18 protein-coding genes are annotated in these 20,537 nt (G+C 52.4%); 10 read left to right on the forward strand and 8 right to left on the reverse strand.

Annotated features, from left to right (window positions below; translation table 11 throughout):
* Window positions 1–37: 37 nt before the first annotated feature.
* A complete protein-coding gene (gene selA / locus HW115_RS14180) occupies window positions 38–1,429 on the reverse strand; it encodes an L-seryl-tRNA(Sec) selenium transferase (RefSeq protein ID WP_178933567.1) in 1,392 nt (463 codons plus the stop codon).
* 65 nt (window positions 1,430–1,494) lie between these two features.
* Here selA and gcvT point away from each other — a divergent pair, with 65 nt between their 5' ends.
* The 5 genes from gcvT (at window position 1,495) to rsgA (ending at window position 7,615) form a co-directional block, all read left to right on the forward strand.
* Window positions 1,495–2,583, forward strand: coding sequence for a glycine cleavage system aminomethyltransferase GcvT (gene gcvT, locus HW115_RS14185; protein ID WP_178933568.1), 1,089 nt, complete (start codon window positions 1,495–1,497; stop codon window positions 2,581–2,583).
* Window positions 2,584–2,652: 69 nt separating this feature from the next.
* Window positions 2,653–3,033: a glycine cleavage system protein GcvH gene (gcvH, locus tag HW115_RS14190; RefSeq protein WP_343219706.1), complete on the forward strand. Its 381-nt coding sequence runs from the start codon at window positions 2,653–2,655 to the stop codon at window positions 3,031–3,033.
* Window positions 3,034–3,129: 96 nt separating this feature from the next.
* Window positions 3,130–5,952 (forward strand): aminomethyl-transferring glycine dehydrogenase, encoded by a 2,823-nt coding sequence (gcvP, locus tag HW115_RS14195; protein ID WP_178933570.1) that lies wholly within the window; start codon window positions 3,130–3,132, stop codon window positions 5,950–5,952.
* 71 nt (window positions 5,953–6,023) lie between these two features.
* Window positions 6,024–6,446: a DUF5069 domain-containing protein gene (locus HW115_RS14200; protein WP_178933571.1), complete on the forward strand. Its 423-nt coding sequence runs from the start codon at window positions 6,024–6,026 to the stop codon at window positions 6,444–6,446.
* 32 nt (window positions 6,447–6,478) lie between these two features.
* Entirely contained in the window at window positions 6,479–7,615 is a 1,137-nt protein-coding gene (gene rsgA, locus HW115_RS14205; protein WP_178933572.1) for a ribosome small subunit-dependent GTPase A, read from the forward strand.
* Window positions 7,616–7,692: 77 nt separating this feature from the next.
* Here rsgA and HW115_RS14210 read toward each other — a convergent pair whose 3' ends face one another.
* From HW115_RS14210 to HW115_RS14235, 6 genes are all read right to left on the reverse strand, one after another.
* Window positions 7,693–8,595, reverse strand: coding sequence for an NHL repeat-containing protein (locus HW115_RS14210; RefSeq protein WP_178933573.1), 903 nt, complete (start codon window positions 8,593–8,595; stop codon window positions 7,693–7,695).
* Between the two features lie 37 nt (window positions 8,596–8,632).
* Window positions 8,633–10,075 carry an SLC13 family permease gene (locus HW115_RS14215; RefSeq protein ID WP_178933574.1) on the reverse strand — a complete coding sequence of 481 codons (1,443 nt, stop codon included), beginning with the start codon at window positions 10,073–10,075 and terminating at the stop codon, window positions 8,633–8,635.
* Window positions 10,076–10,175: 100 nt separating this feature from the next.
* Window positions 10,176–11,990 (reverse strand): PhnE/PtxC family ABC transporter permease, encoded by a 1,815-nt coding sequence (locus tag HW115_RS14220; RefSeq protein ID WP_178933575.1) that lies wholly within the window; start codon window positions 11,988–11,990, stop codon window positions 10,176–10,178.
* Window positions 11,974–12,753 (reverse strand): phosphonate ABC transporter ATP-binding protein, encoded by a 780-nt coding sequence (locus tag HW115_RS14225; protein ID WP_178933576.1) that lies wholly within the window; start codon window positions 12,751–12,753, stop codon window positions 11,974–11,976. Before HW115_RS14225 ends, HW115_RS14220 begins: the two co-directional genes overlap by 17 nt.
* Before the next feature lie 50 nt (window positions 12,754–12,803).
* Window positions 12,804–13,319: a glycine cleavage system transcriptional repressor gene (locus HW115_RS14230; RefSeq protein WP_178933577.1), complete on the reverse strand. Its 516-nt coding sequence runs from the start codon at window positions 13,317–13,319 to the stop codon at window positions 12,804–12,806.
* A 145-nt stretch (window positions 13,320–13,464) separates the two neighbouring features.
* Window positions 13,465–14,124 carry a L,D-transpeptidase family protein gene (locus HW115_RS14235; protein WP_178933578.1) on the reverse strand — a complete coding sequence of 220 codons (660 nt, stop codon included), beginning with the start codon at window positions 14,122–14,124 and terminating at the stop codon, window positions 13,465–13,467.
* Window positions 14,125–14,573: 449 nt separating this feature from the next.
* Here HW115_RS14235 and HW115_RS14240 point away from each other — a divergent pair, with 449 nt between their 5' ends.
* Complete coding sequence (locus HW115_RS14240; RefSeq protein ID WP_178933579.1) at window positions 14,574–14,843, forward strand: FmdB family zinc ribbon protein; 270 nt, start codon at window positions 14,574–14,576, stop codon at window positions 14,841–14,843.
* An 11-nt stretch (window positions 14,844–14,854) separates the two neighbouring features.
* Here HW115_RS14240 and HW115_RS14245 read toward each other — a convergent pair whose 3' ends face one another.
* Window positions 14,855–15,253: a hypothetical protein gene (locus HW115_RS14245; protein WP_178933580.1), complete on the reverse strand. Its 399-nt coding sequence runs from the start codon at window positions 15,251–15,253 to the stop codon at window positions 14,855–14,857.
* Window positions 15,254–16,103: 850 nt separating this feature from the next.
* Between HW115_RS14245 and HW115_RS20195 the strand changes: the two genes are divergently transcribed.
* The 4 genes from HW115_RS20195 to HW115_RS14265 all read left to right on the forward strand — a co-directional run bounded on the left by HW115_RS20195 (window position 16,104) and on the right by HW115_RS14265 (window position 20,522).
* Complete coding sequence (locus HW115_RS20195) at window positions 16,104–16,373, forward strand: transposase (protein ID WP_343219707.1); 270 nt, start codon at window positions 16,104–16,106, stop codon at window positions 16,371–16,373.
* Between the two features lie 204 nt (window positions 16,374–16,577).
* Window positions 16,578–18,293, forward strand: a complete 1,716-nt coding sequence (locus HW115_RS14255) for an ATP-binding SpoIIE family protein phosphatase (RefSeq protein ID WP_178933581.1) — start codon at window positions 16,578–16,580, stop codon at window positions 18,291–18,293.
* 18 nt (window positions 18,294–18,311) lie between these two features.
* Window positions 18,312–20,108, forward strand: a complete 1,797-nt coding sequence (locus HW115_RS14260) for a uracil-xanthine permease family protein (protein ID WP_178933582.1) — start codon at window positions 18,312–18,314, stop codon at window positions 20,106–20,108.
* Window positions 20,109–20,192: 84 nt separating this feature from the next.
* Window positions 20,193–20,522 carry an STAS domain-containing protein gene (locus HW115_RS14265; RefSeq protein WP_178933583.1) on the forward strand — a complete coding sequence of 110 codons (330 nt, stop codon included), beginning with the start codon at window positions 20,193–20,195 and terminating at the stop codon, window positions 20,520–20,522.
* Window positions 20,523–20,537 lie beyond the last annotated feature (15 nt).

Here is a 20,537-nt window from a genome sequence, read left to right on the forward strand (position 1 = left end):
TGAAGAAACGCCTCCAGCTCGTGGTCTTGCTGTGATTTTATTCACCAAGTGCTGAACGTATCGCATTGCCCAGAACCGGATCCTGATGGGGGAAAACCGTCCTGAGATCGAGCTTAAGTTGACCTTCTTCGATGCTGCCGACAACGGCAGGTGTGTGGGCCCGCAGTCGTTTGCTGAGTCTGGTAACCGAGCCATTTTCAGGTGTCAGGCTGATGCAGATGGACGGGATGGATGATTGGGGCATGGTACCTCCTCCGGTGCGGGCGGTGTTCTGGCTGATCGTGCAGGATGCCTGAAGCTGGGCAGGCAGGCTCTGGATGATGGTTTCAGCGCGAGTGGTCAGTGATTCGGTGCTGGCCGCAATAAAATTGAGGGTTGGGACGTCGGTTTTTTGCGGATGGGAGCGGGTATGAAGGTAGGTGTTGATGCACTCCTGAAGCACGGTGAGAATCAATTTATCACAGCGGACGGCGCGGAAAAACGGTTCTTGCTTGATCCCCGCCACCAGATCTTTTCTGCCGGCGATGATCCCGGATTGGGGACCGCCCAATAGTTTGTCTCCGGAAAAGCAAACGAGGTCGATGCCGTTGCGTAGCGCTTGTTGCGGCGTGGGTTCGTGTTCGATGGGGGCCAGGTCTTCTGTACTCATCATGGCGCCGGATCCGATGTCTTCGACGAGTGGTAGCTTGTGTTCGTGTGCCAGATCGGCGAGTTCCCGGACGTCAGGTTCCTCGGTGAAGCCGCCCAAGTAGAAATTTGAGCGGTGGACTTTGAGGATCATGGCGGTTTGTGGTGTGATCGCCTTGGCGTAGTCTTTGAGGTGGGTTTTATTGGTGGCTCCGACTTCGACCAAGGTGGCTCCCGAGGTTTCGAGTATTTCGGGAATGCGGAAACCTCCTCCGATTTCGACCAGTTCACCACGGGAGACGATGACTTCCTTTTTGTCTCCCTGGCAGAGGTAGCGTAGGGTGAGGACCAGTGCTGCCGCGCAGTTGTTGACGGCGGTTGCCGCTTCGGCGTCGAGTAGGGCGGCGAGTGCCGTTTCCAGGTATCCTGCGCGCTTTCCGCGGGTTCCTTCCGGAAGGTTGAACTCGAGATTGCAATAGCCGGTGGCAATTTCGGTGAGTCGCTTCGCGGCGTCCTGCCCGAGCGGGGAGCGGCCGAGGTTGGTGTGGATGATGACGCCGGTGGCATTGATAACCGCTTGCAGCCGGCTGTCGGCGAAGGCTTGCAGGGATTGGGAGATTTGTTGCTCGATTTGTTCTCGGCTCGGACTTGCGCCTTCCAGGATTTGCTCGCGGGTTCGGGAAATTTCCTGCTGGATGAAGGCCGTGACCAGGGCTCGTGGCAGGGGGCATGCCGCCTCCAGTTTCAGGGAGAGGGCTTCAATGGATGGCAATGATCGGAGCGCCTGATAATTATTTGGCATAAATCGGAAAATAAACCCCCTCGCTGGAATTGACAAGGTTAGTTGCACTCATCAGATTGCAGGACGTGAGTGAGATTATTCAAGAAACACCGTTGGCAGCCCTGCATGTTGAATTGGGGGCAAAGATGATTCCTTTTGCCGGTTGGAATATGCCGGTTCAATACACCAGTATCATGGATGAACATACTGCGGTTCGTGAAGCCGTCGGCATCTTTGATATTTCCCATATGGGACAGTTTTTCCTCGTTGGCGAGGGGGCGGAAGAGTGGTTGAACACCATTTTGACCAACGACATCGCCAAGCTCGAACCCGGGCAGGGGCAATACACCTTCATGTTGAATGAAAATGGCGGCGTGATTGATGACCTGATCATTTACCGTCAGGCGCCGGGGCGCATTTTCCTCGTGGTGAACGCTTCCATGATCGACGAAGATTATGCATGGCTTGAAAAGGCTCTCCCGGATGGATTGACTCTCACCAACGAAAGTGACAGCTGGGCCGGAATGGCCGTGCAGGGGCCGAACTCTCCTGGTGCCTTTGCGGCTCTGTTCCCCGGAGTGGATCTGCCACCACGGAATGGCTTGCACACTTGGGAACAGGATGGCGAAACTCTGGTCGTTTGCCGGACGGGATACACCGGAGAGGACGGCTATGAGTTCTTCAGTTCCGCAGGCAATGGCAGCGCCTGGTTCCAACGCTTTGTTGATGCCGGTGCCAAGCCATGTGGGTTGGGTGCCCGAGACACCTTGAGGTTGGAAGTTTGTTATCCGTTGAATGGCTCGGATTTATCGCCTGAGCGCACACCTCGATCCGCAGGCTTGGGCTTTGCCGTTTCCCTGACCAAGGAATGTGGCTTCATCGGCAAGGATGTGGTAATGCAGGAAAAAGAGGATGGATTCAAAGAGCGGCTGATCGCTCTGGAATACACCGGTAAAGGTGCTCCTCCCCGTGCCCATTACGAAGTCTTCACCAAAGAGGGAGAGCGGTTGACAGAGTTGACCAGTGGCGTACTTTCCCCGAGCCTCAAGCAAGGGATTGCGATGGCCTACCTTCCCGTCGATTACGCCAAAATTGGGACGCTTGTCGACATCGATGTCCGCGGACGCCGGTTCGAAGCAAAAGTCGTGAAAAAACCTTTTTACAAAAAGGGGTAATTCTGCGCAAAAACCCATGAACAGAAATCTGAAAATCAACCTTACCCAATCACCTATCAACCCAATACTATTATGAACGTTCCAGAAAATTTACGTTACACTTCGGATCACGAGTGGATTTTGCTCGAAGGCGATGTTGCCAAAGTCGGTATCACCGATCACGCCCAGGAAGAACTGACTGATGTCGTTTTTGTTGAATTACCTGATGAAGGACGTGCCTGTGATGCGGAGGACCCCGTGGCAGTGGTTGAGTCTGTGAAGGCTGCCAGTGATATTTATGCGCCGATTGCCGGCGAAATCGTTGAAGGCAATGCCGAACTCGAGGGGGATCCTTCCCTTGCCAATACCGACCCATACGGTGCTGGTTGGATCTTCAAAATCCGGGTGAAGGACGTCGCTGATGTCGAGGCCTTGCTTTCACCGGATGACTACAAGGCGCTGCTTGGCTAATCGACCTCCAGTGATGAACACCTATTTGATGCAGGCGTGCTTCGGCACGCCTGTATTTCTTTTTTAAGAACAATCCAAGAACCCATCAATTTATTTATGTATACGAATTTTTGCAGTCGTCATGTTGGCAGTGTGGGCAGCACCCGCGAAGCCATGATCAAGGAGTTGGGGTATGAGCGTATTGTCGATCTGATCGAAGACGCCGTGCCCTCCAATATCCAGGGAGGTCCGGAGTTGGATCTGCCCAACGCGTTGAGTGAAACCCACGCGCTCAACCGGCTTCGCGGCATCATGGCCAAGAACCAGTTGTTGAAATCCTATATCGGCGAGGGATACAACGGAACGATCGTTCCCCCTGTGATTCAGAGAAACATCCTCGAAAATCCGGGTTGGTACACTGCTTACACGCCGTACCAGGCCGAGATTTCCCAAGGGCGCCTGGAAGCTTTGTTGAATTTCCAGACGATGATCTCTGATCTGACGGCACTGGATGTTGCCAATTCCTCCTTGCTGGATGAGGGCACAGCCGCTGCTGAAGCAATGGCTCTCGCCAAGTCCGGCAATCGGAAGGGGACCACCCTGTTTATTGCGGACACCTGTCACCAACGGACGATCGATGTGGTTCAGACCCGCGCGGAACCCCTTGGAATTGAAATTGTGGTGGGCGATTGGAAGTCTTTTGACCCATCATCCTGTGAGGGCTTGTTTGCTGTGTTGCTGCAATACCCTGATACTTTGGGCTCGGTGGATGATTACAGCTCATTGATCGAGGCGGTGCACGCTGCGGGTGCTTTGGCGATTGTTGCTGCCGATATTTTGGCTCTGACGGTTTTGAAAGCTCCCGGTGAGTTTGGTGCCGATATCTGTGTTGGTAACAGCCAGCGCTTTGGTGTTCCCTTTGGTTTTGGTGGTCCACATGCCGCATTTATGGCCTGCACCGACAAGTTGAAGCGCAAGATGCCAGGCCGCTTGATCGGGGTATCCGTGGATTCCCAAGGCAAGCCGGGGTATCGCCTCGCGTTGCAGACTCGCGAGCAGCATATTCGCCGTGACAAGGCGACATCGAACATCTGCACCGCCCAGGTTCTATTGGCGGTGATGGCATCGATGTATGCTGTTTACCATGGGCCGGACGGACTGAAGCAGATTGCCGGCAATACCCACTTTGCCGCACGTATTTTGGCTGCCAGCCTGAAAAAGGCAGGTTACGAACTACTCAATGAAAGCTATTTCGACACCATCGTCGTCAAAACACCAGGCAAGGCGGATGCCATTCTTGCCGCAGCAGTGGAAAAGGGATACAACCTCAGAAAGATCGATGGCGACCACGTCGCGATTGCCGCTGATGAAACCCTCGGATGCAAGGAAGGTCAGGATATTCTCGCTGCTTTTGGTGTGGAAGATGCCGATATTCCTGAAGCAGACCAAAAAGCATGGGCTGAAGGTCTGACCCGAACTTCGGATTTCTGCACCTCCCCGGTGTTCAACAGTTATCATTCCGAGACGGAAATGATGCGTTACCTCTCCCGTTTGGAGAAAAAGGACCTGGCTCTGAATGAGTCCATGATTGCCTTGGGGTCTTGCACGATGAAGCTGAATGCCGCCGCGGAGATGATGCCTCTGAGTTGGCCGAATGTTTCGAGTATTCACCCCTTCGTTCCGGATAACCAGAGTGTGGGATACCGTGAAATGCTTGACGAACTTTCCGATTGGTTGGCTCGGATCACTGGATTTGCCGCCGTTTCATTGCAGCCGAATGCCGGCTCGCAAGGTGAATACGCAGGTTTGTTAGCCATTCGCCGTTATCACCTGGCCAATGGAGATACGGACCGGAACGTTTGCCTGATCCCAACCTCAGCCCACGGAACCAACCCGGCCAGCGCCGTGATGGTTGGCTTCAAGGTGGTGCCTGTTACCTGCGATGAAGCCGGGAATATCGATGTCGCGGATCTGAAAGCAAAAGCCGAAAAGCATGCTGAGAACCTCGGAGCCTTGATGATCACTTACCCGTCCACACACGGTGTGTATGAATCGACGATTGTTGAGATTTGTGAAACCATTCACACTCACGGCGGGCAGGTCTACATGGATGGAGCCAACATGAACGCCCAGGTTGGCTTGACCAGCCCCGGGTTCATCGGCGCTGACGTCTGTCACTTGAATTTGCATAAAACGTTCTGCATCCCACACGGTGGTGGAGGTCCCGGAGTAGGCCCGATCGGTGTGGCCGAACAACTCGTTCCCTACCTTCCCGGTCATGGCTCGTTGGAAAACAAAGAGGCTCCAGTGTGTTCTGCCGCTTACGGTAGTGCATCGATCAACACGATCTCATGGATGTACATTGCCATGATGGGGGCGGATGGTTTGACCGAAGCGACCAAGATGGCGATCTTAAACGCCAACTATGTGGCTAAGCGTCTCAGCACCGCCTATCCGATCCTTTACACAGGGAACAAGGGGCTGGTCGCTCACGAGTGTATCATTGATATCCGTCCTCTATCCGATGCCAGTGGCATCACGGTGGAAGATGTGGCCAAACGTCTGATGGATTACGGCTACCACTCGCCAACGATGAGCTGGCCGGTTGCCGGAACCTTGATGATCGAACCGACTGAATCCGAGTCGAAAGCCGAACTCGATCGCTTCTGCGATGCGATGTTGGCGATCCATGCTGAGATCCAAGCTGTGATTGATGGCTCCGCCGACAAGCAGGACAACCTCCTGAAAAATGCGCCACACACAGCGGAAATGGTGATCAGTGACAGCTGGACACATCCCTACAGCCGTGAGGAAGCTGCCTACCCGATGGCTTGCCAGCGTGACCATAAATTCTGGCCTTCGGTTGGCCGAATCGATAACGTGCACGGTGACCGCAACCTCGTTTGCTCGTGTATTGGTATGGAGGCCTTTGCTGAGTAAGAGAATCCTTCAAGCCACCCCCGGGTTGTTTCCGGGGGTGGCTGATTTCTATCAATCAACACGATTAAACGATGAATGATTATCTTCCTCCTGCCAGCCCGCGTGAAGAAATTGAAGGCATGGTGTACTTCATCCGCATGTGCAGTAAGATCCGACTCCAGGCATCCGGTGAGCTGCACCCTGACTTTCACCCGAACCTGGGACGGGCGATGGACCTCTGGACTTGCCAGTTGCTACAAGTCGAATATGAAACGCTGAAACAACTTGTTGTGGACGGGGCTTCCGACCGTGATGTGTTGCAGTGGTGCTGGGAAACTGGAAAGCGCCCGAGCGAACATGAACTCGAGTGGTGGAACAGTTACATGCGCAACCGGGGGTTCCGTGACGACCTCAGTGACAAACTGCAATTCCGCAAGGAAGAAGCCGGATGGCTGGACCGTGATGAGATTCAAAGCTTCTTTGATTATCTCGATGCCGACGACGGGCGCTTGTGAGCCGGTCACATCTTTGCTATGGTGTCCGCCTCATGACCCTTCACGATCTCGGCTGGAACAAGAAGTTTCAGAAAGCCTTTGATTCGCTTTCGCTCAAGCGCTGTGTGCCTGCACGTTTGATTCGCGACAATAAAATCTCGTATGGCGCTCTCACGGAGGGGGGTGAGGAATACGAGGTGGTGATGAGCGGCAAGGTCTATCACGAAGCGGCAAGTGATGCTGAATTGCCCGCCGTGGGCGATTGGGTGGCGCTTGAGCTGTCCAAGGCCGCCAAGGAAGGGAAGGTCGAAAAAACCGATGAGTGTGAAAACATGATTCGGGCGCGTCTCCCACGGCAAACATGCTTCTCCCGTAAAACGCCGGGGAAAAGTACCGAAGAGCAGGTGATTGCGGCCAATGTCTCGGTCGTTGTGATTGTCACCGATGCCGGGCCGGATTTTAATCCGCGGCGCATGGAGCGCTATTTCATGCTGGTTCGGCGTAGCGGTGCGAAAGCGGTGGTTCTGATGAATAAATCCGATTTGTTTCCCCGCGAACAGAACGAGGAAGCTGCCGCCATGATTCGGGAGCTGAGCGACGAAGCGGATGTGCACATCACATCGGCCAAAGAAAACGATGGCTTGGAGGTGTTGCAACAGTATTTGACCCCTGGTGTTTCTGTGACTTTGGTTGGTTCCAGTGGGGTTGGAAAATCCACCTTGGTCAACCAGCTCCTCGGCGAGGAGTTTCAGTGGACATCGGATGTAAACGAACTGACAGGTAAGGGGCGCCATACGACGACGGCCCGTGAGTTGATCCCTCTGCAAGGAGGTGGGATCCTCATTGATAATCCTGGAATTCGTGAGGTTCAGATGTGGACCGATGAACAAACCCTGCGGGAAAGCTTTCTCGATGTGGAGGCGTTGGCGTCACACTGTAAATTTCACGATTGCAAGCATGGGAATGACGCCGGTTGTGCCATCCGGACCGCTGTGGAGTCCGGAGATCTCGACCCAGGACGATACGAAAGTTATCTCAAGCTCGACGAAGAGATTGAAAAGTTAGAACAGCGGCAGAAAAAACGCAGGATGATCAGTGAGCGCCGAGCCAAGCGCGACCACCGGGTGAAAGCCCGGAATCTCGCGGATCGCATTGAGCTCGAAAAAGAAGACCGGCCGGATTGGCGGTAGAATCATCCAAGGGTGGTCGGTCGGGCGAATGGGGCTCTATCCGCCGCCGCTAGTTTTCCGCCTGAACGAGGTGGCGTCTAACGCAGCAGTTTTCCAGCTTGTTTTTTGCCTTGGGGCGTGAGCATCTGCATACTCATCATGCTGCGGTCGCCCTTGGGGTTGGCGTATTTCCAGACGAGTTTCTTTTCACGGGTGATTTCGATCAGTCCTACTTGTCCTCCCTTTTTATAGGATGCGTAGGTGCCGATGCAGAGGTTTCCATTCGGCTGAACGTGGATGCCACAGAGCGTGGCAATAGAGATGCCCTCCAGCTCGGTTTTGTTGAAGCTCCAAACGGTCTTACCTTTTGGCGTAAACTCCGTGATGGCATCGATGTGCCCGACCAGGGTGTTGCCATTTTCAAGCCGGATGGCGGTGAAGGCGATGTTGTCCACTTTGACTTCAAAGACGACCTTGCCCTCCGGCGTGTATTCCCGGACGAGATGCTTGCCGGAGTGACAAACGAGGTAGTTACCATTGTCGAGTTTACGGACCATACGCAGGTTGTGGTGGCTTCCCGCTTGATAGATTGGGAGTTGAAGTTCGAAGGTGACTTTTCCGTCCCGAGTCATTTCCAAGAGTTTGCCGGTCGAGTTTTCACCGATCAGGATCTTATTATCGGCAAGGGGTTGACACCCGAAAACACCACCTCCTTTTTTAAGGTTGGATTGGTAGGTGAAGGTTTTTTCTCCGGTGCTTGGATTGACTTCGTGTACGCCGTTGTCCGTGAAGAGGACGTTGCCATTTGCGAGCATCCAGCAATCGGTGGTGTTGTCTCCCTTGTGTTGCCAAGTGACCTTCCCTTGTTGGTCTAGTAAAACGACGCGGCGTGAGCCGGTAGCCAGGATTTGGCCGGATGGTTTGCCGGTCAGCACAGGCGCGGCGGTAACCGCGGCTAGGGAAAAACATAAGGCGGACAGGATGCTGGTGGTTATATTCATAGGATCAGATGGCTGTGAATTAGGATGGTGTGAATGTTCAGGAGAAGAAGAGGTAGCCCATCAGGGTGATGATGGCGGCAAAGCTGAGGTTGAGGACCAAGCCGATGCGGACCATTTGGCGCTGCTGGATGTGACCCGATGCGAAGACGATGGCGTTGGGCGGTGTGGCGATAGGCAACATGAAGGCGCAGGACGCGGCAACCGTGAGCGGGAGAACCAATTGGGTGGTAGGGATTCCCATGTCAATAGCCACGGCGGCGAAAATAGGAACCAGCAAGGCAGTGCTAGCCGTGTTGCTGGAGAGTTCTGTCAGGAAAATAACAAAGAGTACGATGACTCCGACAATGAAGATGATCGGCCATCCGGTGGTTAGGCTCTGGATCTGTGCTGCTAGAAAGGCGCTTGCCCCCGTGCTGCCGAGGACCTTGCTCAGCGTGATGCCTCCTCCAAAAAGGAGGAGCACGCCCCAGTCGGTTGCGCGGTCGATGTCTTTCCAGCGGACAAGTCTCAGCGAGGCCAGGATGAGGACGGCACCGAGCGCGACCAAGGTGTCGAATGATGTATCGATTCCGATGGCTGATGATAGTGGGGAGCTGAACAACCAGCACGCGACAGCTGCAAAGAAAACGGCAAGGGTGAGCAGACGTTTGGGGGTGAAGCTGAAATGATCTGTCTGGACTTCAAAATCCGGAACCTTGCCCGGGCGTGCGAGCATGCGTAGTAAAATAAAGAGGGTGGGGAGTAAGACCAGCACACAGGGGATGCCGATCGCCAGCCATTCGGTGAAGCTGATTTTTAAATTGGCGGCGGCAATGGCATTGGGGGGAGTGCCGATGATCGAACCAATACCGCCAACGCTTGCGGAATAGGCAATGCCCAATAGGAGGTAGGGCGCCACTTTTTCCCGGATGTGATTGCCACACCGGTTGCCGATATTGGACAGGATCCCCAGAGCAACGGGGAGCAGCAGGGCAACGGTGGCTGTGTTGGAAATCCACATCGAGAGCATGGCCGAGACCAGAAACAAGGCGATGGCCGTCAGGTGAAATTTTCCTTGGCCCAAGATGAGAATGCGCATGGCCAGCCAGCGGTCCAATTCCTGCCGGGAGAGAGCCGCTGCCAGTCCAAAGCCGCCGAGGAAGAGGAAAATCAAGGGGTGGGAAAATCCGGAAAAGCTGGCACTGACGGGCATGGTTCCGGTGAGTGCGGCGGTCACGGGGATGAGCAGGGCGGTGATCGCCAGCGGGAGGGCTTCGCTCAGCCAGAGGATGGCTGCCAGAGTGAGGATCGCGAGTCCCGTCCGCACGGCATCGGGAGAAGCCCCATCGGGCAGATTGCTGACCGGGAGGTAGTTGCGAATTCCCAGAAAAGCAATAAAGGCAATCACGATAAGAACCAGTTTCCGCGCGGTTGTGGCTCGCTCGGTACTATGTCGTTTTTCCAGGACGACGGTTTCTTTGTTCTGCTGATGATGATCCATCAACTCCGCCCATAGCTTAAATGCCTGATAGAATCAAGTTCGGAAGAAAGAACGCACACACTTGGATGAAATGTGCATCACGTGTCCTTGACGGGCGAATCTAAGATCGTGTCAGGAATCGGCGGAGGAAAAACGAGAGGATGTCTCCGATGAAAATCATGGCGGCCCCCAGTAAGACATAAAACAACATCTCATCGTAGGCCCGTGAAAAATTCCGTGCCAGCTGGATATGGTATCCGAGGGAAACGACGCCTAACATGCCAAGGATGGTGGCTTCGCGAACGCAGGTTTCCCATCGGTAAAACAGGTAGAGGATAAACCGGTTGAAGGATTCGGGGACGTAGCTGTGCAGGTAGCTCTGGATGCGTGAGCCTCCGCTCTGGACAATATGGCGGGCGGCATGAGGTGCTTGGTTTTCGATCACTTCACCCCAGAGTCGGCCGAGGATACCAAAATTGTGAATGGCAAGGGCGAGAACCAGTGGCCAGGCGCTGATACCGAGTAGGCCGATGAGCAGGTAGGCGATGATGTATTCCGGGATGGCGCGGCTGAGTAGGAAGAGGGCACGGGTGATCATCCCGCAGCTTTTCCAGAGCAGGGAGCTGAGCCAGTGCGGGTTGCCGTGGAAGGCATGAAAGGGTCGGGCATTGGCAAGGTTGCGACTGGCCCATGGCAGGAAGATCCAAGCCGCCATCGCGGCAATGAGAATGGCAGCGGTGGCGATACTCAGGGTGTTGAGCAGGGCTTCCTTCCCCGGGTCAGCCCAAAGTTGGGCGGCCCAGGTGCCGGCGTCACACCAGGTGCCTCCCTCCCGGACGGGTTGCGGTGTCATTTTATCGATGAAGCGCGTGATGCGCTCTCCCCGGTCGAGTGTTTCTGCGGAACGGAGCAGTGGAGTCGCTTCAATTGCGATGAGTTGAGGGAACCATGCCAGCAGGGTGCTGGCGAACGTTGCCAGAAAAACAACACGGGGTAGGAGAAAGCGAGGGCTGCTTTTGCGTAGCGCCCTGAGGAAACGTGGGTCGTTATGGGCGAGGTCGGGAACGGGAGCCCGGCGGCTCGGGATGGTGTTGAGTCGCTTGCGTAGAGCGGCACCGAGAATATCCACCAGCATAATCACAGAGACCAGGAGATAGAGTTCGGTCCACAGTTCGTTGTAGAAGTTATTCTCGAATGATTTCTGGATCGACAGGCCGATGGTTTCGATCCCGATGAAGCCCAAGACCGCGGATGAGCGAAGGGCGCATTCAAAGCGGTACAAAGTGTAGGTTGCCATGTCCGGAAAGGACTGCGGGATCAGAGTTGTAAAAAACGCCTGGATAGGGCCGGTGCCGGAACTCAGCGCCTGATCTCTGGCCTGAGACGGAAGCTCATCGATGATCTCAGAAAATACCTTGGCGAGCGTTCCCGCAAAGGGAAGCGCGAGCGCAATGCAGGCCGTTAGCGGGTCGGAACCCAGGGCCGCGAGAAAAAACAAAGCCCAAATCAGTTCATGAATCGACCGCATCAAGGTGATGAGGAGTCGGATCAGAAAATGCAGCGGGTGCAGTAGGGCGCGCAGCGGCCCTCGTCCCGGACCACGAGGCCACCAGGCGGTGGAGGCAAAAAATCCGAGAACCATACCCGCGGGGACAGCCAGACTCATGGCAATCAGTGCGTAGCGGATTGTGGCCATCATTTCCCGCAGGATGCGCGTCGCAAAGGGTGTCGCATCCGGTGGTAGGCTTTGGCTTTGGTCGCTGAGTGTCGGATGAAAAGCCGCGGTTAGGAATCCGTCGTGACTTCCCGGAAGATGTTGGGACCCGGGGCCCAGATGCCAGACGCAAATAACAAACAGGAAGAGAAAGCCGCAGACGGTAAGTTTGCGGCTGTTTCCATGAAGCAGACGTGGCCTTATGTTAGTCCGTCTGCTCATGGTGGTGTTCCGGCAGACTGGATTCTAGTTGATAGAGGGACTGGCAGGCCTCTTCGCTGAGTTCGTCAGGCGATTGGTCAAAGGCAACTTCTCCGTGGCGCAGCCCGACGAGGCGAGGGAAGCATGCCCGGGCGAGGTCCAGGTCGTGCATGGAGACGACGAGTGTCAGGCCTTCTTCACGGGATAAGCTGGTCAGCAGTTCGATCATATCCCGGGCTCGGGCCGGATCGACGGAGGACGTTGGCTCATCGGCCAGCAGGATTCCGGGTTCTTGATAGAGGGCACGGGCCACGGCCACCCGTTGTTGTTGCCCACCTGAGAGGCTGTCGGTGCGGTCATAGATTTTTTCACCGATGCCGGTGCGATCCAGCCAGTGGAATGCCCTTTGGGTTTCGGAGGGGCTGGGTAGGATGGACTGGACCAGTGTCCGGGGCAGGCCGATGGTACCGAGGCCTCCGTTGAGGACATTGCGTCGGACCTGGACGTTGGGGACCAGTCCGAGGTGTTGCGGGATCATGGCGATCCGGGTGCGGAGCTTGCGGAGTTGCCCGGGGTCGAGTAGGGCCGGGTTCTGGTCGAGAACCGTCAGGTGCCCTTGATTCGGGCGGAGTTGGGTTCCGATCAGGCGGAGCAGGGTGGTTTTGCCACACCCCGAGGGGCCGATCAGGGCTACCTGTTCCCCGACTGCGATGTCGAGTGATAGATGGTGCAGCGCACGGGTACTACCAAACGAGCAGGAGATCTGGTCAAGATGGATGGCCATGCGCTGGTGTGTCCGGGGGCATGCATTGAGCCCATTCCAGAATGATGGAATTAGAGAGCGTCTATCTCAATGGTGAGGTCGTCACTGAGGGCTTCAATGGCGGAGATGATGACGTCGTCTTCACTGCTCTCAGGCAGACAGACGGTTCCGCATGCATGGAAAACCGGTTGGCCCGACATGGCGGCGCTTTCGATTGAGGTGTTGAGTTCCTCGATGTTGGCTCCGGCATCTGAAATGGTTCGGGTGAGTTGACTGACAATGCCGGGTCGATCATTTCCGAAGATGTCGATACGCAGGTGTTTGGTGAACGGGTAGTCGGTGAGTTCTCCCTGGCCGAGCACGTGAACGTGGATTCCTTCGTCGTGGAGTTGTTCGAGGGATGTGCGGAGCGAGGCTTCCTTCTCCGCTGGGCTCTGGATGCAAATGATACCGACAAACTGGCCTGCGAGTCGTGCCATACGGCTCTCCTGCCAGTTTCCGTTCTGATCTGCGATGGTGGTGGAGAGGCGGCTCATGATACCTGGCCGGTCATGGGCGGAAATAGTGAGAACGAGGGAGATAGACATGGTGATGGTTGGCTAAGCGTAAATGGAATAGGTATAAATGGAATGTGGTTCTGCTGAGGCCCTTGTCCCTAGCTTTAATCAAAACAAACGGGGAAGTGCCGGCATGGCTCTAACCTAGCATGGGATACGTATCAGGTCAGTACCATTATTCGACGATGACCGGGGTGCCTATTTTCGAATGCTCGAAAAATTTGCGGGCCATGTAGTCGGGGAGTCTTACGCAGCCGTGAGAGGCGGCATAACCCGGAAGGTAACCGGTGTGCATGCCGATCCCGTGATTAAAGCGCATGAAGTAGGGCATCGGTGCGTTGACAAAGACTTCTCCTGGGCCAACCCTGTCCTTGCGGTTGTCCGCATCGTTGTTGACAATTTCCCCTGTGGCCTTGTTTTTGATCACTCCGTAGCAGGACGATTGGTGATCGATGTTTTTTTGGCTCACTCTGAAACTTCCTGCCGGTGTCCGGTGCCCGTCGGTGCCGGATGAAATCGGGGTGACTCCAACCAAGGTGCCACCTTTATAGAAATAGGCTTTTTGTTCGTTGCGGACGATTCTGATCTTGGAAGCTCCGCCGACACCGTCGCCATCCCAGTAGCCTTGGGGTTGAGAAGGTCGCGCATTGCCCCCGCTTGTAGCACCTCCAGCTGTGGTTACGGCTTGTCCCGGAGGGCCGTATCCCGAAAGATACTGGGTTCCTCCTCCATACATCGATGCCGGGTTTCCAGAGTACGGGGCATAGGGGCTGCATTGGCTGAGTAAGGCCGTCATCACGGCACTCCCAATCAATATGTGTAGTTTTTTTAGCATAACAGGTATTTCGACAAGCAAAGTGATATAAGAGACTTGATGGGGATGACAAGACACATTCTCCTATTTTTCGCTCAGGGTCAAGGGGGCTTCTACTGAGAAGTGTGGCAGTAAGTGCTTGCTGCTTATATGCCAAGCATCTGGCGGATGCCCAGGACTCCTCGATTAGGGAGATTATCTCGGTGATGCCTGCGGTGCTGACAGGATTGTCAGGATTTTTTCAAGTTTTTACAGGATTTTTCATTTTCAAAGATCAAGGATTGGCCAAAACCTATCGCTGCCTTCTAGAAAAATCCTGTAAATCCTCTTCAACGATGTGAATCCTGTCAGCGCCGCAGGCTATTAGCCCCTGGTGTATTTGCCTTGGGCTGATGCCGTGGTTTTCAGGCTTGCCTTAGCGGAGGATCGACGTTATCGAGCCTGCGTCAACCCCACAACGACAAACGATTATGCCGAATTACGATTACCGCTGCGAAACCTGTGACCATGTTTTTGAGGTGTTTCAAAAGATGAGTGACCCGAAGCTTGAGGACTGTCCTCAGAAGAGCTGTGACGGTAAGGTGAAGCGTTTGCTTGGCTCTGGGGCTGGATTGATTTTCAAGGGGTCTGGTTTTTATCAGACGGATTACCGGAGTGATTCCTATAAGAAGGGGGCTCAAGGAGATAAGGCTCCGACGAAAAAAGGCGGGCATACCTGTGGCAGTGGCTGCGGTTGCTAAACGCATGTCTTTTAGCGAATGAAGATTCGCCCTTTGGTTTGGGAACTGATTTCAAGATAGTGTCCCCGGGCATCTTCGGCTGATCGTTGGAGGAACCAGCCGTATTCGGCACTGTGTAACAGGGTGCAGGATCTGAGGACCCGGCGGGTGTCACGATGGTCTTTCGGGCCAAAAAACTGGACGCGTTTTGCGGATTGGTGTCGAAATCCATCTTTTCTTTCCAAGGATCCGTCCATCAGGTGGATGATTTGATAGTGCCGGGGGTGGAGTTCCTCGAGGGTGGCAATGATTTCGATCGCTTGTTCTTTACTGAGCTCGGATGGGGCTGCTGTGGCTGCGCCAGCCATAGCGGAGAGGTAAAAAACGAGGGGGATGAGAAAGCGCAGGCGGTGGATGGATGATCGTGTCATAGAGGCTTCGACGTGCCGTAGCTCGGGATATTCAATCGGAAGATAAAATTATCCGTGCAGAATCGTCTAATCCATGGTTTTTTGCCTATGCCATGAAAGTTCTAGTTTTCATGAACACGTGAAATATGGGAAATGAAGGGGAAACCTATACAGGGTAAGGGGATTTACAGTTCTACAAACTCGCAAATATCAAGGCAGCGCATGGACATGCCATACTCGTGGCTTTCCCAAGTTTGGTGGAAATGTCCAAAATAGTGTGTCTTTGACACCTGAGATTACCTAGATTAGAGTGATGGTTTCTCGCTTCTTTTGATGGTCTGCCAACAAATCTGTGTCTGTTGATGCAAAAGACTCTGTAAATGGGTTTGTTATCGGGACGTCGGTTAATGGTCCTGTATGCGACAGTAATGTATCAAAGGAGCCATCGACTTTTACCATGCGCTTGAGGATGGTTCTAGCTTCAGGGTTGATTCTTTCGGATTTCGGCCAGCAGCGACCTTCGTCGAAACGCAGGCGTGTTCTGTCTACCGACACGACACCGCTTACAGTGAGAATCCCCGTGTGCAGGCGATGGCGCTCAATTCATCTGGGCAGAGCCTAGAAAAAATCCTCTGCAATTTTGGTCCATCCGGAATGAGTGTTGAAGATCAGATCGAATCTCAACTTGATTCTGCCCTAGCCCATCTTAAGGATCAGTATCCTAAAACTACGGCCAACCAGATTGACAGCATTTGTTTAGGTTTGGCATCATTGTCCCCCGTTCATCCCCAAGGACATTCTGGCAGAGGCTTCTGGTGTAACACCAGAAGCAATCACCAGCTTCAGCAGCGAACTCGGTTGGCTCAAGCTGATTTGGGCCGATGGTGGATATACAGGCAAGCTCATTGATGAAGTTGCAAAGATACAGCGCCTTCGCAAGGTGAAGCTTGAAATTGTCAAACGGAGTGATGACATCAAAGGTTTCAAATTACTGCCGAGGAGATGGGTCGTCGAACGAACCTTTGGTTGGTTGATCCAATCAAGGCGACTTGTTCGTGGCTACGAAACCAGAATCGATCACTTAGAAGCCATGGTCCACATATCCATGAGCAAACGAATGCTCGCTAGAATTGCTTCCTAGGTATTTTTAAGACAGCCTCTAAGCAATAAATACAAAAAGAGTTGTGATGCATGATAGTAGGAGCTCAGGGAGGGACTTGAGTTGCGCACACTGCTGTCGTTATTTCGAGGAAGCTGTTGAAGTGCAACGTCCCAGCCCCCTCTGGTCAGAGGACGGCGGTATGGGTATGGATGAGTAACACATTTTGGTATTTGGTCATGGAATATGCTCCTTAATGTGATTATTACTGATGCAGTTGAATTTAGCCCAATGCAGTTTTGTATTTTGAATACAGGCTTTGCATTTTACATGTACACACACAGTATTACATACATTGCCAACGTTATGAACACAAAGCCGAGAATTCTTATAGTTGATGACGAACGCCTTAACATTAAGGTTTTATCGGATCTGTTGAAGTCCAACTATAAGATAATGGCTGCTATCAATGGTAAACAGGCTCTCAAGGCTGCTCGGGGTGAAAATCCTCCAGATCTAGTATTACTCGATATCATGATGCCTGAAATGGATGGCTATGAAGTATGCCGACAGTTGAAAGCAGATACTTTAACGAAAGATATTCCTATAATGTTCGTGACAGCAATGGGGGAAGAGGAGGACGAGACTAAAGGTCTAGCTCTTGGTGCTGTAGACTATATCACGAAGCCGGTTGTTCCTGCCGTTGTTGAAGCTCGAGTTAGATCCCACGTAGCACTTAGGAGAAATATGCTTGAGCTGGAAGATGCGTATAAGCTCATCGAATCTCAAAAGACACGAATGCAAGGTGAGCTGGATGTTGGGCACAAGATTCAAATGAGCATGCTTCGCCAAGACTCTCCATTCTACCCAGACCGTAAGGAGTTTTCATTAGCAGCAACGATTGTCCCAGCACGTGAAGTAGGTGGAGATTTATATGATTTTTTCTTTATCGATCCTGATCGACTTTGTCTTTGTATTGGTGACGTTTCAGGAAAAGGGGTGCCTGCGGCACTCTTTATGGCTGTTTCTAAAACTCTGATAAAGTCCCGGGCATTAAGCGATGGCTCACCAGCAAGTGTAATGACCTTTGTTAACGATTCTCTATGCGAAGGTAATGAGGCTTGTATGTTTGTTACTCTGTTCTTTGCTGTTTTGAATATAAAAACGGGTGAGTTGGTCTATTCAAATGCTGGGCACAACCCACCTAATATTAAAAAAGCGAATGGTGATGTCATTCTGTTGCCTGAACGCCACGGAATGGTGTCAGGCGCCATGGAAGGGATGGTATACGGTGAAAGTAGTGTTACCCTTGAGAGCGGCGATATCCTTGTTACTTTCACTGACGGGGTGACGGAGGCTATGGACCCCGAAGGAAACCTTTATTCAGAGAGGCGCCTCGAAGGTCTTCTTGCGTCCGAGCAACTCGTTGATAGTGTGACTATCAACGCCGCTGTCTTCGATGATGTGAAAAAATTTGAACAAGGTGCAGGGCAAGCTGATGATATTACATTGCTTAGTTTGCTTTACAGGGGCTACACACCGACTTCGACGGATGGAAGTTTTTCGATGACTATCAAGAATGACCTTTCAGAGTTGCCAGGTTTTCTTGATGCATTTGAGCTATTTGCTGACGAAAAACAGTTATCCATGGCAGTTGCTTGTAATTTGGGGGTAGCCTTCGATGAGTTGCTGACTAATACCATTTCCTATGGATATGAAGATGGGGAACAACGTGAGATAGACATCACCGTAGATATTCATGCGGATCATGTCACCGTAGTATTGTGTGATGATGCAGCGCCTTTTAATCCTTTCACTCGTGAGGATCCAGATACCACATCTTCCCTAGATGAACGTGAAATTGGAGGTTTGGGTATTCATCTCGTGAAGAAGTTGATGGATGAAGTGGGATACGAGAGGAAAGTAAACCAAAACGTTTTAACGCTCACTAAACGAATTTAGATTTAATCGAGGCTATTTATGGATAAGGATACACTTAGAAACTTGGTGAAGTGGTTAGATGCTATATTTCCTCCTTTTCGGGAGACTGAGCGGGTTAAACCTAAAAACATGCTCTATGTAGCGCACGAAAATCCCACAATGGGGACTGCGTTTGCAGTCGGGGCCCAGCATGCAGTGGTTTTGCTTATGTTGGCGATTTATGCAGTGATCGCAGGTCAAGAATTAGAGTTTACAGAGGGGCAGCTTCGTGGCTTTGTCTCGGTGGTAATTGTTGCTGCTGGTATAGCGACTTTCTTGCAGTCAACTAAAACTAGATTTGGTTCGGGCCACTTAATAGTTCACAATCCAAGCCCTATTGGCATGGCTGGCTTCATAGCTGTAAGCTCGACCTATGGGATTGGAGCAGCAACTGGAGCCCTCATTGTTTCTGGGATTGTGGTGATAGCACTTGCGCGGGTTCTCCCGAGCCTTCGTTCAATCTTCCCTGCGGAAGTTGCTGGAGTGCTTCTTGTCCTACTTGGGCTGAGTTTGGTTGAAGGGGGGGTCAGTCGTTATACTGGACTGAATGGGGGTAGCATAAATAGTGCGTCTACAATTATTGCATCTGTTACACTCGTTTCCATTATTGGTCTTTCGATTTGGGCTGGTGGACGCTTAAAGTTGTTCGCTATTGTTATTGGTGCTATCGCAGGATTGATAACAGCCGCACTGATGGGCGAGTTTGGGCACGAACAAATGGCGGTAGTCTCTCAGCAGCCACTCGTTTCTTTTCCGTTTGGTGGAGGATTTGAGATTCCAATGCCTAAATTTATCCTAGGTGCAATTATTCCGATTCTTTTAATCGAGGTGATCTCGGCTATAGATAGTATTGGAACTGGGGTTGCTATTGATAAGATCAATAATGCTAAGTGGCATCGTGCTGATATGCCTATGATTGGAAGGACTGTTACTTGTCATGGTATTGGTGTGTTTTTTGCTGGTTTAATGGGGACCATGTCGATTGGAACATCATCGGCTAACCTTGGGCTTGCCCACGCATCGGGTGTTGCAGCTAGGAAAGTAGGTCTGGTTACAGGGGCTATTTTAGTAGTTGTGGCCTTCTTGCCTCAGGTGTCGACCTTTCTCACACAGATCCCACAGCCTGTAGTAGGGGCTATCGTATTATATACAGCTGGTTATATGTTGGTAGCTGGTATGGAATTAGTTTTATCCCGTATGATTAATAGCCGGCGAACTTTCATGATTGGACTTGGCATAGCTGTCGGAGCGGCCGTACTACTCATGCCTGCGCTTACTGCCGGTGCTCCAGAGGGGCTTAAGCCAATTGTTGGCTCTGCGCTGACGATGGGAACGGTGACGGCCATTATACTCAACCTGATTTTTCGGATTGGCATCTCACAGACCGGTACAATGCAGCTTACTGGGGTTGAGTCGCTTACACAGTTAACTGAATTCTTAGAGGAAAAAGGAGAAGACTGGGGTGCTCGGCATCAAGTAATGATGCGGGCTGGCATGGCTGTTGGTGAAGCTATCGAGAAGTTGAATGGAACCGCTGTTTGTACTTGGCCTGTTGATTTGAAGGCATCATTTGATGAATACAAAGTAACGGTGGAACTGAAATACGAGGGGCACCCTATTAACATGACGCCAAAAACTAAGGTTTCTCTGGAAGACTTGATGGATGATGATGATGACGAAGCTTTGGATGCTCTAGTTTCCAACGCTTCTGGTATTCTCATTGGTCAGCTTGCTGACAAAGTAGAGTCAAAAGCAGATGGTAAGCATTCAACTCTTAGACTTGACTTTGACCACTAGGAAATACAATGTTCATTTAGATTTCCTTCAAAGGTTATCCTGTCTAAGGAACTATTATTAATAACACAAAGAAGAACCAAAGCTATGCTTGTTGAAAAACGCGGAGAAGTAACCATCCTAGCCCCTAGGCACCGAGTAGACACAAATAACTCGCCTGAGGTTGAGAAGGTGATTCAGGAAAACATCGGAGGTGGTGAAGCTAGACTGGTCCTTGATTTTGCACAGGTGGACTATGTGTCGAGTGCTGGCCTCAGGGTTTTGTTGAAGACTGCGAAGCAGATTAAAGTAGGTGGTGGTCGGCTGGCTTTGTGTGGGCTCAATGAGCAGATTAAGGAGGTTATGGAAGTCAGTGGTTTTATGAATATTCTAGACTGTTACGATAATCTCGACAGTAGCATCGGCGCTATTTCCTAATTAGGTATAGCGAAG

The sequence above is a fragment of the Oceaniferula marina genome (genome assembly GCF_013391475.1).
GTDB classification, from domain to species: Bacteria; Verrucomicrobiota; Verrucomicrobiia; order Verrucomicrobiales; family Akkermansiaceae; genus Oceaniferula; species Oceaniferula marina.